Origin of the sequence: Moorena sp. SIO3E8 (assembly GCF_010692445.1) — a bacterium.
Taxonomy (GTDB): domain Bacteria; phylum Cyanobacteriota; class Cyanobacteriia; order Cyanobacteriales; family Coleofasciculaceae; genus Moorena; species Moorena bouillonii.
In genome coordinates this window covers 21,951-34,103 of record NZ_JAAHHM010000011.1, presented here as the reverse complement: position 1 = coordinate 34,103, position 12,153 = coordinate 21,951, and the positions used below count along the sequence as shown (strand labels likewise).

The 12,153-nt window shown below is 43.5% G+C and carries 12 protein-coding genes; 2 read left to right on the top strand and 10 right to left on the bottom strand.

Translation table 11 applies throughout. The features are described 5' to 3' along the window. Positions 1-20: 20 nt before the first annotated feature. The 10 genes from F6K46_RS07075 to F6K46_RS07030 all read right to left on the bottom strand — a co-directional run bounded on the left by F6K46_RS07075 (position 21) and on the right by F6K46_RS07030 (position 10,598). Positions 21-608 (bottom strand): Uma2 family endonuclease, encoded by a 588-nt coding sequence (locus F6K46_RS07075; protein WP_293066700.1) that lies wholly within the window; start codon positions 606-608, stop codon positions 21-23. 293 nt (positions 609-901) lie between these two features. Further along, complete coding sequence (locus F6K46_RS07070) at positions 902-2,872, bottom strand: WD40 repeat domain-containing serine/threonine-protein kinase (protein WP_293053084.1); 1,971 nt, start codon at positions 2,870-2,872, stop codon at positions 902-904. Positions 2,873-2,986: 114 nt separating this feature from the next. Next, the gene (locus tag F6K46_RS07065) at positions 2,987-5,557 is read right to left on the bottom strand and encodes a heavy metal translocating P-type ATPase (protein WP_293053082.1); all 2,571 of its coding nucleotides are present in this window, start codon (positions 5,555-5,557) and stop codon (positions 2,987-2,989) included. Between the two features lie 312 nt (positions 5,558-5,869). Next, complete coding sequence (locus F6K46_RS07060; protein ID WP_293053080.1) at positions 5,870-6,544, bottom strand: glutathione S-transferase family protein; 675 nt, start codon at positions 6,542-6,544, stop codon at positions 5,870-5,872. Positions 6,545-6,818: 274 nt separating this feature from the next. Continuing rightward, positions 6,819-8,171 (bottom strand): cytochrome P450, encoded by a 1,353-nt coding sequence (locus tag F6K46_RS07055; RefSeq protein ID WP_366664685.1) that lies wholly within the window; start codon positions 8,169-8,171, stop codon positions 6,819-6,821. A gap of 253 nt (positions 8,172-8,424) precedes the next feature. Then, positions 8,425-8,640 (bottom strand): hypothetical protein, encoded by a 216-nt coding sequence (locus tag F6K46_RS07050; protein WP_293053076.1) that lies wholly within the window; start codon positions 8,638-8,640, stop codon positions 8,425-8,427. 551 nt (positions 8,641-9,191) lie between these two features. Beyond that, the gene (locus F6K46_RS07045; RefSeq protein WP_293053074.1) at positions 9,192-9,425 is read right to left on the bottom strand and encodes a hypothetical protein; all 234 of its coding nucleotides are present in this window, start codon (positions 9,423-9,425) and stop codon (positions 9,192-9,194) included. Between the two features lie 179 nt (positions 9,426-9,604). Next, positions 9,605-9,892 carry an addiction module antidote protein gene (locus F6K46_RS07040; RefSeq protein WP_293053072.1) on the bottom strand — a complete coding sequence of 96 codons (288 nt, stop codon included), beginning with the start codon at positions 9,890-9,892 and terminating at the stop codon, positions 9,605-9,607. Positions 9,893-9,901: 9 nt separating this feature from the next. Next, complete coding sequence (locus tag F6K46_RS07035; protein WP_293053070.1) at positions 9,902-10,192, bottom strand: type II toxin-antitoxin system RelE/ParE family toxin; 291 nt, start codon at positions 10,190-10,192, stop codon at positions 9,902-9,904. Positions 10,193-10,316: 124 nt separating this feature from the next. Continuing rightward, a complete protein-coding gene (locus tag F6K46_RS07030; RefSeq protein ID WP_293053068.1) occupies positions 10,317-10,598 on the bottom strand; it encodes a hypothetical protein in 282 nt (93 codons plus the stop codon). Between the two features lie 15 nt (positions 10,599-10,613). Between F6K46_RS07030 and F6K46_RS07025 the strand changes: the two genes are divergently transcribed. After that, complete coding sequence (locus F6K46_RS07025; protein WP_293116881.1) at positions 10,614-11,591, top strand: F510_1955 family glycosylhydrolase; 978 nt, start codon at positions 10,614-10,616, stop codon at positions 11,589-11,591. Between the two features lie 134 nt (positions 11,592-11,725). Then, positions 11,726-11,860 carry a hypothetical protein gene (locus F6K46_RS07020; protein WP_293053064.1) on the top strand — a complete coding sequence of 45 codons (135 nt, stop codon included), beginning with the start codon at positions 11,726-11,728 and terminating at the stop codon, positions 11,858-11,860. The last annotated feature ends 293 nt before the right edge of the window (positions 11,861-12,153 follow it).

Genomic DNA, 12,153 nt, shown 5'->3' with positions numbered 1-12,153 from the left:
TTTAATGATTAACCAAAAAATTAATCTTGAGTAAGTTTAAAATTTACTCCCTCGTAAATATCTGGAAAAGAAACGCTTAACTCTAAGGAATTTATAGAAATAACGGAATTTTCTGATTCATACTCAGTGAACTGCCATTGATTGGTAGCAGTTTTATTATATTGCAGTAGACGATACTCACTTTGTTCGATTAGAATATATTCTTTGAACTCTGAGATGGAACGATAGTATAAAAACTTATCACCTTGGTCATAGTTTTTAGTAGAGTTTGATAAAACTTCGACAATTAACATTGGGTTCATTACTGTAGTTGTCCCCTTACCTGTGTAAACCGGTTCGCCCTGAATCACCATAACATCTGGATAGGTATACTGACGGTAACGAGGTATCCACAAACGCACATCACCAATATAAATTTTGTAATGTTTGCCCTTTAAACCAAGTTTGAAAAGGGTAGCAATATTAAGGGCAATTTGATTATGATTGGTAGTGCCACCAGTCATTGGTATAATTTCTCCATCCCGATATTCACTCTTGTATTCTGCTGTTTCTTCTAGTTTTAAATAGTCTTCTGGAGAATAATAGTTTTGTTGAGCTTTTAGTTGCATCGGCCTTTAAAATTTTCCTTTGTTATTCTGTTTACAGTAAGTATAATTTATAATTATAATTTCTTAATCATCCGATTGCCTTTTGCCTTTTGCCTTTTGCCTTTTGCCTTTTGCCTTTTGCCTTTTGCCTTTTGCCTTTTGCCTTTTGCCTTTTGCCTTTTGCCTTTTGCCTTTTGCCTTTTGCCTTTTGCCTTTTGCCTTTTGCCTTTTGCCTTTTGCCTTTTGCCTTTTGCCTTTTGCCTTTTGCCTTTTGCCTTTTGCCTTTTGCCTTTTGCCTGAAGAAAGCTAGCTACCTAGCGCCAAATCTTGATGGTGTTGTCGAAACTACCACTGGCAAGAGTTCTGTTATTCGGACCAAAAGCAAGAGCATGAATGGTGTCTGAATGACCGTTGAGAGTGCCAATTTCTTGAGTTGTATCAACATCCCATAGCTTTATAGTAGTATCTGCACTACCACTAGCGAGTATTTGGCCACGACGGTCAAATGCGATCGCATAAACACAACCATTATGTCCGTTAAGGGTGGTAATTTCCTGGGCAGTGCTAATATCCCAAAGCTTGATAGTACCGTCAGCACTAGCACTGGCTAGGGTCTGTCCATTGGGAGTGAACGCGATCGCAAGCACCTGGTCTGAATGCCCTTCAAAGGTGTGCATTTCCTGACCACTTAAGGCACCCCACAGCTTGATGGTAGCGTCAGCACTACCACTGGCAAGGATGTTGCCATCTCGGCTAAAGGCTATTGAATGAATCAATGATGAATGTCCGGTCAGAGTAGTGAGCTGCGTAAGGGTACGAACATCCCAAAGCTTAATGGTGCCATCACTACTGGCACTGGCAAGGTCGTATCCTTGGGGGTGAAAGGCAATGGAATTCACGTCACCGGAATGCCCTGTGAAGGTGAAAATCTCTTTACCATTACGGACATTCCAAAGTTTGATGGTCTCGTCAGCGCTACCGCTAGCAACAGTCTTTCCCTGAGGACTAAATGCCAAAGCACGCACTTCAGCGGAATGCTTAGAAAACCAACCTCCAAAGGTAAGGATTTCCCAGGCTGTGTTCAATTCCCATAACTTGATAGTTTTGTCTCTACACCCACTGGCTAGGGTACGTCCATCAGGGCTAAAGGCTACAGAATAAATTTCATCGGAATGACCTTTGAGAGTGGTTGCTGCAAAAACGATAATCCTGGGATTACCTCTTGGTGGCCGAGAGTTGCTTGTTACATTAGTTTTACCAGTTTTACCAGTTTTACCAGTAGATTGGGGAGTTAGTTGATTACGGCGGAATGGCTCCCAGGTAAGACCAGCTTCGGTTTCTTGGGTGATTCCTAAATCGTCCATCACTGCAATCGCGGATTGATACCTGAGCTTGATGGAACTCTGAATCATTTTGTCGAGAATCCGACTCAATTGTCTACTGACGGGATTATGGACCAAAAAATCCCGCCAGACAAAGCCATTTTCCATCGGATCGTATAAATTAAATGGCTGAGTTTGGGTCAACAAATGAATGCAGGTGACCCCTAAACTATAGATGTCACTGGCAAATACTGCTTTACCAAAGATTTGTTCCGGGGCCGCATAACCAGCACTACCAATAGTTGTTCCAGTTTTGGCTAAGGTAGTGGCTGTGGCATACTTGGCTGCACCAAAATCTACCAATACCAGGTCTGGGGGAGTTATAATCCCAACGCCAGCACCTGGGGGGATGGTAGCACGACGAATGATATTCTCTGGCTTGATATCCCGATGAATCACCTTACCTTGGTGGATAAAGTTGAGCACTGGTAACAACTGACTCAGGAGTCTACGAATCTGACCTTCTCGGAATGGTTCAGTTGCTGCTAACTCTTGAGCTAAATTTTGCCCATGGATAAATTCCTGCACAATGTACCAGTGATAATCTTGTTGAAAATGGGCGAAGAGTTCAGGAATCTGGGGGTGTTTGCCCAACTGTTCCAAGCGCAAGGCTTCCTGGTGAAATAATCGAGCAGCTCTGGTAGGATGATTGTTAGCTTGATTGTTAGCTTGATTATTACCAAGATTATTACCTTGGGGGTAAAATTGCTTAATCACACAGTAGGATTTAGAGGCTTTTCCCTCGTCGATGGCCAAAAGGGTTCTGCCAAAGCCTCCTGCTGCAATCAGCTTAATAGCTCGGTATTGCTGTCCTAACAAGAGTTTAGTGCCGCAAGTTTGGCAAAACTTGTTGCCATCAGGATTGTAAGGCTTAGGGCAGTTGGGATTGAGACAGTAGCTCACACAAACAGCTGGTTAGATTACTTACATCCAAGGGTAGGGTGGGTTAGGCGGCGAATACTGTAAAAGCTCACCTTTTAACCGACCTATCCGCCGTAACCCACCAATAACAGTGTCTCATAACCCAGAAATAGGTTTAAAATTCCGTAATCGCAACGCATTAGTTACCACAGATACTGAACTAAATGCCATCGCTGCACCAGCAATAATGGGATTGAGTAACCAGCCAAAGATCGGGAATAACACACCAGCCGCAATCGGAATTCCTAGTACATTGTAGATAAAGGCAAAAAAGAGGTTAGTGCGAATAGTGCGGAAGGTAGCACGACTTAGTTGAATGGCTGTAATGATACCTTGTAAATCTCCCGAGATTAGGGTAAGGTCAGAGGCTGCGATCGCAACATCAGTACCTGTGCCAATGGCAATTCCCACGTCTGCTTGAGCCAGAGCTGGGGCATCATTAATCCCATCCCCTACCATTGCTACAGTTTTGCCTTCTTTTTGGAGAGTAGAGATCATGCTAGCTTTTTGATCTGGTCGGACTTGAGCAAATACCCGATGGATGCCAACCTCGTATGCGATCGCATCAGCAGTTTGTTGATTATCTCCCGTTAGCATTACTACCTCTAATCCCAACCGCTTCAAGGATTTCACCACCTCAGCTGAAGCGGGTTTGAGGGCATCAGCAATACCCAAAATCCCCTCAATTTTACCATCAACTGCGATCCAAACTACCGTCTTACGGCTCGCCTCCCAATCCCCCTGATAGTCTGCTAAAGACCGATTCGGTTGCACTGTCACATCTGTGTCAATCCCTAATTCTTCCATCCATCGTTTTGTCCCAATCTGCACCAATCTCTTGCCCTTACAGCTGTTTTCAGATGAATTGACCTCACTACCACCAGCTGCAAGCCCCCTAAATCCCCCAATTCTGGGGGACTTTAACTCAATTTCCCCTTCCGGTGCGCTTTCCGTAGGCGAATTAAATTCGCCACGGGTCGCACCGCAGAATTGGGGGGCTAGGGGGGCGAAACTTGCTGTAAGCCCACCCCCTGCTGGTTCGGGAGATAACAGGGGATGATTGTGATCAACCATTGCCTGTACCCCACTGCCAGCAACAGCGGTAAAATTCTCTGGTGTTGGTAACTGCAATCCTATTCCCTGAGATTGGGCATAGCGCACTACTGCTTCAGCTAAGGGATGTTCCGAATGACTTTCTACCACTGCTGCTAGTTGCAGCAAGTTGATTTCATTGCTGCCGGTAAAGCTGCCCAGTTCTGACGAAGAGTCATAGATGCCTCCAACTGTAATAAAATCCGTTACCGTAGGTTTCCCTTCCGTTAGGGTTCCGGTTTTATCTAGCACGATAGTTTGCAGTTGATGAATCAATTCCAGACTCTCGGCATTTTTTATTAAAATCCCGTTTTCTGCACCTTTACCCGTCCCTACCATCACTGCGGTTGGAGTAGCTAGACCTAAAGCACAGGGACAAGCAATCACTAACACTGCCACCATATTAATCATGGCTAGGGTAGGATTTCCCGTGGTTATCCACCAAACTCCAAAAGTGATTATTGCGATCGCAATCACTACCGGCACAAACCACCCTGTCACCTGATCCGCTAAGGTTTCAATGGGTGCTTTAGACCCTTGAGCCTGGTGTACTAACTTAACAATCTGTGCCAGTACGGTATCTTTCCCGACCCGAGTCGCTTGGAACTGGAAGCTACCGGTTTTATTAATCGTTGCTCCAATCACTTCATCCCCCGGGTGTTTCTTGACCGCAACACTTTCTCCTGTGACCATGGCTTCATCCACACTAGAAGCCCCTTCCATAACTATGCCGTCTACCGGAATAGTTTCTCCTGGACGCACTAAGACCACATCCCCAACTTGCACCTGGGCCAAGGGAATATCCTGGGCTTGACCATGGCGAATCACACGAGCGGTTTTAGCTTGTAATCCCATCAACTTACGAATTGCTTGAGATGTCTGTCCTTTAGCCCGGTGTTCTAGCAATCGCCCTAGCAAAATCAGGGTAATCACTACAGCAGTGGTTTCATAGTACACAGGAAGAGTTACCCCTTGGGGTAGGAAAGATTTCAAAACAACCGGGGGTAACACAGTGGGAAACAGAGAATAGACATAAGCAGCACTAGTCCCAAGGGTGACGAGGGTATTCATATCTGCTGTTTTGTGTTTCCAGGCTTTCCATGCTCCAATCAAAAAAGACTGTCCACACCAAAACAGAACCGGTGTGGTTAATACTAGCTGTAACCAAGGGAGATGTAACCAAGATGGAATCCAGGGGATAGATAATCCTGTCATCATCGGTAGTGAACCAATCACTAAGACAGTACTAAGCACGGCACCGACAATGAATTTTCGTTTTAGGTCAAGGGTTTCGGATTGACGTTGCGATTCGAGATCATCAGGCTGATCACTGATATCCTCGATTGGGAAAGCTTGGTAGCCAGCATCACTCACTGTCTGTTGAATCAGTTTGGTTAGTTGCTGGTTAGTTTTGTGGGGGTTACTTTCCTCGGTATTGTAGGTAATACTAGCTTCTTCTGTACCAAAATTGACCCTGCACTCTACTACACCTGGAACCCTTTGAATCAGGGTTTCTATGCGTCTGGCGCAACCAGCGCAGCTCATTCCTTGTAAACGAAAGTTTTGTTGTTTCATGATTTCCTGTAACCCTACGGTTAAAGGATAAACGCTCTAGTTTAGTGGAGAGTCAAGGGGATGAGTTTTAGTGGGTAAGCTATCAGCGGTCAGCAGTCAGTGGTCAGTGGTCAGTGGTCAGCCGTCAGCTTATCTTATTCAAAAGCTGTTCGGTGTAGCTTGGCCAATGGCTGATAGCTGATAGCTCATATAGCACTACGCATTAAGGTGTTTGACATTCCTAAACTCCAAAACTTAGTCATAACTTACTTCTGACTTCTGACTTCTGACTTCTGACTTGCCCATAGCGCTATACCCTATCGCAAGCTGAGTTTACTGTGTTTTATTTCCCCCAATCAGTTCACGAGCACGGAGTTTTACCAGAACTTTGATTCGCCGCTTGAATTCTTCAAAATCCTCTGGACTCATGTCTGTTTTCTGCCATGGTTCCCGTTGCATCAATCTTTTAAACCACTGATCCATGTTAGGATAATCAGTAAGATTAATCTTTAACTTCGGCAATAACGATATTGCTGCTCCAGCAACGATATCTCCTAAGGTTAACTGGTCCGAAGCAAAGTAAGGGCTGTTTCCTAGCAAGTCTGATAAAAATTTGAGTACTGTATCTAGCTTCCGCTTGGCTACTTTAAATTGTGGTGAATCTTCCTTTTGACAGATTAGTTGAACTACTGGGGAAAATAGCTCATTAGCAGTCAACAATTGTACCATGCGTACCTTGGCTAATGCCTCTGGTGAACTTGGCAGCAGGGCAGGTGTGGGATATTTGGCTTCTAAGTAGTCCATAATTGCCAAGGATTCTACTAACCGCAAGCCGTTATCTTCCAGAACTGGAATGTGATGAAAGGGGTTAATTTCTAAAAACTCTGCTTGAAATTGATCGCCATCTAATTTAATTAATACTGTTTCAAAGGGAAGGTTTTTTTCTAGTAATGTGAGCCAGACACGACGAACATTCGGCGAGAGGGTATTGTAGTAGAATTTTAGCATCGATTAGTTATCCGGAAGTTTACCTTTGAAGTTTAGCTTAAATTGACCGAAAAAAAGGGTTGCGGTTGCTTCTTACAAGGTAAAGTGAGTTGTGAACATTGTTTGATAGTATTTAAACTAAAACAAATAGCTAGTGCAAAGGTATAGAAACTAAGAGACTCACTACACTCTTAGTTTCTTCGCCTATCCTACAAAGCGTTATAGATATAGAGCTTGCTCAGGTAAACTTCCGTAACTCCTATTAGTTTGGCTTTTCCTACACTAGCTAATCTACTTAAGAACCTACTCTACGGCTAAAATTAACCTTAAGTCCATCCCGGGGATGGGGAGTTGGAATCACCACCATTTCTAAATCTTGACCTGGCACTAGTTTCCAGTCATAATCCCGGAGCAATTGAGCCGCGAAAATCTTCATTTCTAATTTGGCAAACTCCCTGCCTAAACATTCCCGTAAACCACCTCCAAAGGGGATATATCCAAAGGTTTTTTGTTTATCTTCTGTCCTATCTCGGCCAAACCGATCTGGGTCAAAGCGTTGATGATCTTGATAAATTTCCTGATTTTTGTGGGTTTCGGTAATTTGGCACAGTACAGTCCAACCTTGAGGAATCAAGTAACCGTTAAATTCAAAAGACTGAATAACCTTCCGAAACAGACCACTAACCGGAGGAAGTATGCGCAGCACTTCTTTGAGCACTTGCTCTAGATAGGTCATCTGCTTGAGATGTTCCATGGTTAGGGGTTCTGAACCAGAAAACTGCTGTTGTTCAGCACGGAGATGGGCAACAACATCTGGATGCTGCGCTGTCAACAGACAAAAGGATGCGATCGCAGAGGTTAAGGTTTCGTGACCTGCCCACAACAACAGAAGCACTTGGTCTTTGATTTCATCCAAACTCAAGGAATTCCCCTGGTCATCCTCGGCTTTTAACAATAATCCTAAGGCGTCCTCTCCGGGATTTTTCTGTTGCTGTCGCTGTTGGACAATGGTTTCGATATAGGTCAGCAATCCTTGACGAGCACGCAAAGCTTTACCAAACCTTGTCCAAGGTAGAGAGAGCGGGATACTGAACACTCCCTCAGAAAAGTTATTAAATAGTTGAGCCAGAGGGGTTTCGGAACCGCCATCAGTTCCCATCAGCAAGGTACTAGCGATATCAAAGGTATAGTCCCGCAGTTCAGGATACCAGGTTAAAGTTCCCATCTGTTCCCATTTCTTGAGATAATTGCTAGTAATGTTGGCCATGGTGGGAATATAACTCGCTAATGCTCTCGGTTGAAACGCCTGGGACATTAACTTGCGGCGCTTTTGGTGGAAAACTCCAGTTTGGTTGGCCAGTGAGGCGGCTCCAAGTAAGATTTGCGTGCTTTTGGGCCAGATAGAAGCAACATACTGATTTTCATTCGTAAACAGAAATTGATTCGCTTCTGCAGTATTCATCGTCACCGCAGGACTACCAAAAATGTGGGTTTTGTAGATGCGCCCATACTTTTCTGACCGCTTTTTGTGGAAATTTCGATCGGTTAAAAAGCTGATGGTCTCACCGATAATGGGTAAACAGACATTACCAGGGGGCAATGGAAGCGAACGCATATCTTGAGTGGTGGTTTCCATGGAAATAAGCAAGCTACAGGATCAAGACTTATTATCTCTTGCCTGATCCAGGGTAAACCCATTTTATTTTGAAATGCCTACTGGAAGGGAACAGGGAACAGGGAACAGGGAGTAGGGAGTAGGGAGTAGGGAATATGGCATCAAAATTCTCTCAATTCCTACACGGATTGCTATATAACTCTTGTGCTAGATCTAGGGCTGTCTTGATGTCACCACTCCTGACACAAAACTATTCAATCATGGAGTTATATACCATAATTATTCATCAAGGTGGTGCCGAATCATTTCGATTGAGATACCTGCACCAGGTTTGACATTGGCGGAACGTTCCATGGCGAAAATTCATCAGAGCCAGATTCTCACGAGTTAGTATAATTTCCTCGTCAAAATCTTCTTCTTCACCAATCTCAAACACGTGAGCAAGGACTGGCTTACCTAATAAAATGTTGGGATTGGAATCAATGTATTCTCTCCAATTCATGATGATTATTTATTGAATTATATTGATAGTTAACTATTTTAAAGCATTTATCCATTCGGCGATGTACTTTAGTAAAGGGAGCAGTAAGTCCGGATTTTGGAGATAGAGTGTGAGTTTTTTATGATAACTGATTAATATCCAATTTAACTCAAAAAAAGCTTAGATGTTCTATCATATAAACCGTTTTTTAAAACTTAACTATTGTCTGCTATATAAAAAATATCCAATATAAATTACTATAAATAGTATACATAATTGAGTTCATAAATGGCTAAAAAAATGGTTGTAAAAAAATGTAACCAATTTTAATTAACCCTTGCATTTTTTTGAAGAGTTATGTATAGTATAGAAGGTAACGACTGAAACTAATAGCTGCGCTGGTCATAACTGTTAACCACTACCAGCGCAGCTTTCCTCCCTCCTAAAAAGGAGTTATTTCCATGATGCCAAAAATATCACGATCATCAATCCCGGTTGAGTGCATCCCATTTTTACGGTTTGACCCGATAGGTGCTATGGGCATCTTGGTGGAACGGGCATCTTGCCTGTTATCAATATTTGCGAGCGGGCAGGATGCCCACTCTACTGCTACCAAAAATGTGGGTTTTGTAGATGCGCCCATACTTGTCTAACCGCTTTTTGTGGAAATTTCGATCCGTTAAAAAGCTGATGGTCTCACCGATAATGGGTAAACAGACGTTACCAGGGGGCAATGGAAGCGATTCGGCTTCGCCGACACTACGCGAACGCATATCTTGAGTGGTGGTTTCCATTGAAATAGGCAAGCTGCAGGGTCAAGACTGATTATCTGTTGCTTGATCCAGGGTAAACCCATCTTATTTTGAAATGCCTACTGGATATAATTCTTAATTTTGAAATCTTTTCTGAGTAACTTGGTTACCAATTGGTCTAGGAAGAAACGTTCTAACTTAGTCAAAAGACACAACAACAAAAATGCAATACTTCATATCGGAGTAGCCCGCAACCGTAGACCAAGTGCCTGTATTACCTTTAGAACAGTTGCTAACTCTGGATTACTTTCCATCGACAACGCCTGATCAATACTTTCATGGCCGAGACCCGTTTCGCGAGCAATTTGTGTCATTGCTTTGGAACGAGCAATATCCCGTAGAGCAGCCACTACCAAGGCAGGATCCCCATCTTCAAGAGCAGCTTCGAGATAGGCAGCCATATCTTCTTTTGTCTCCAGATGTTCTGCCACATCCCAGGGATGGGTTTTGATGTTGGTCATGACCATCTCCTATAACTTTTGTGCTAGATCTAGGGCTGTCTTGATGTCCCGGTCTTGGGTGCGCTTGTCACCACCTGCAAGGAGGATTATCAAGGTACTCCCACGCTGCAAGAAATACACCCGGTAGCCAGGTCCATAGTCAATACGCAGTTCCGAAACTCCTCTTCCCACTGGTTTCACATCACCGGGATTGCCCATCGACAAACGACGAATACGAATATCAATACGTGCCCTCGCTTGTCGATCGCGCAAGCCACTGAACCACTTGGAATAAGCTTCGGTCTGGCGGATTTCGATCATGGCTTGTATCCTAAGGGATACAAAAAGACAACGGATGTCTAACTAATATTGTAAGATATTGTAGCTCGCCACTCCTGACGCACAACTCCCAAATCATGGAGTTATAAACCAGACCTATAATACATTAAAAAACCTTTGTTTGCCCAAACCGGATATTCTCACCAACAACCATAGCTAAACAAACCCTAGAAGCAGCAACTACGCCATCATCATCAAACCGGCTTGGTCTAGAATCTGTATCAGTACCAATAACTCCTCCTGTGGCAACCGCTACAGTTTCCGAAGCAGCAACAGTGGATAGTAAAACGTTAACTACCAGATTTGAAATTACCAGTCCACTCCTTGGATTGGCAGAATTCATCTTAGGATTACTGGTGGTAGTGCCACTTGTACCCGCTTCAATCAAGCAATTGATGTATAGATGAATGTAGAGATAAACGATATGGTTAAAAATTGGTTTATTTACAGTATTGTCGCTATTACGGTGATGGGTTGTCAACCCACCACAATTAAAACCAATATCACTCAGTCAACCATAACCGGAGTGACCAATAATGTCACTAATAACAACGTTATTCTTAGTGATGCTCCTGAGAAGTGGTGGCAGAAAACTAATATTCACGCTATGGCTGTTAGTCCAGAGAATCCAGAAATCCTCTACGTAGCCACCCATCATGGCCTATTGCAGCGTTCTGAGGCAGGGAAATGGCTGCAAGTTGGCAAAACTCGTTCTAATTTCACCAGCTTTGTGGCTCATCCCAAGGATAGCGGACGCTTGTATGCTAGCTTACATCCACCATCAGGAGGCAAGCTCGGTTTTCTGACTAGCTACAATCAAGGGCAACATTGGCAGCTCCAATCCCTGCTGGGGGTAGATTTTCTGACTTTAGCGATCGCACCAGCTAATCCCAAAGTAATTTATGGATGGGCGGTTTCTGGAAAACAAGGCTTGTTGGTTTCAAAGGATGGTGGCAAAACCTGGAATCAATTACCAGCGCAGGGACTGGAGGATAATCCCCATAACTTAGTAGTTGACCCGCGCAATCCTGAGCACGTGTTTGCCGCTACAACTCTGGGATTATTTGAGAGTAGGGATGGTGGAAAAAGCTGGATTTTAGTCCCCAATTCTCAAGAGTCCCTCGTTGCTAGTCTGGCTCTGAAATCCGAAGCAGAAAAAACAGTAATTTATGGATTTCACATCCTTTCAGAAGATTCCGGAGGATTCTTTAAAAGTACCGATGGGGGTAAGACTTGGGAAGCCATAAGCGCAGAAACAGGAGACTTATTTTTGTATATGGCGATCGCCCCGTCTAATCCCGATTTTTTATACGCTGCTAATGATCAGAATGGAATTTTACAATCTAAAGATAGCGGCAAAACTTGGCAACCATTATTCTAATACTATTACTATAACAAAGGGAGTAGGGAGTAGGGAGTAGGGAGTAGGGAATCAAAAATTATCACAATTGATTTAGGTACCCTATAGAATTTATCTTACTATTATAAGACTATAATATAGCGTTTATCATAGCTATGACCTACACATTATTTTTTCCCTATTGCCTCTTGCCTCTTGCCTATTACCTGCTCCCTGCTCCCTGCTCCCTGCTCCCTGCTCCCTGCTCCCTGCTCCCTACAACCCAGATATTTGTACTTAAAGTGCCCTGATAATTGATAATTACTATGACTATTAATAGATTCCGTTTACGTCAATTGCACGCTTGGTTTGCCCCAATTATGGTATTGCCAGTGTTGTTGACTGTGATTACAGGTTCCTTGTTTCAGGTGGCAGTTATTACTGATAAAAGTAGTGAATTTATTTGGCTTTTGGATCTGCACAAAGGAAAATTTGGTGCCATTAACTTACAAATGATTTATCCCTTTCTCAATGCCTTTGGTTTATTAACCTTAGCAATTACAGGTATTTCTATGTGGTTTCAGACTCGGCGACGGGTTATAGG

Coding starts and splice junctions, on each gene's coding strand:
- F6K46_RS07075 (WP_293066700.1), bottom strand. CDS start 608: ATGCAACTAAAAGCTCAACAAAACTATTATTCTCCAGAAGACTATTTA.
- F6K46_RS07065 (WP_293053082.1), bottom strand. CDS start 5,557: ATGAAACAACAAAACTTTCGTTTACAAGGAATGAGCTGCGCTGGTTGC.
- F6K46_RS07060 (WP_293053080.1), bottom strand. CDS start 6,544: ATGCTAAAATTCTACTACAATACCCTCTCGCCGAATGTTCGTCGTGTC.
- F6K46_RS07050 (WP_293053076.1), bottom strand. CDS start 8,640: ATGAATTGGAGAGAATACATTGATTCCAATCCCAACATTTTATTAGGT.
- F6K46_RS07040 (WP_293053072.1), bottom strand. CDS start 9,892: ATGACCAACATCAAAACCCATCCCTGGGATGTGGCAGAACATCTGGAG.
- F6K46_RS07035 (WP_293053070.1), bottom strand. CDS start 10,192: ATGATCGAAATCCGCCAGACCGAAGCTTATTCCAAGTGGTTCAGTGGC.
- F6K46_RS07025 (WP_293116881.1), top strand. CDS start 10,614: ATGAATGTAGAGATAAACGATATGGTTAAAAATTGGTTTATTTACAGT.
- F6K46_RS07020 (WP_293053064.1), top strand. CDS start 11,726: ATGACCTACACATTATTTTTTCCCTATTGCCTCTTGCCTCTTGCCTAT.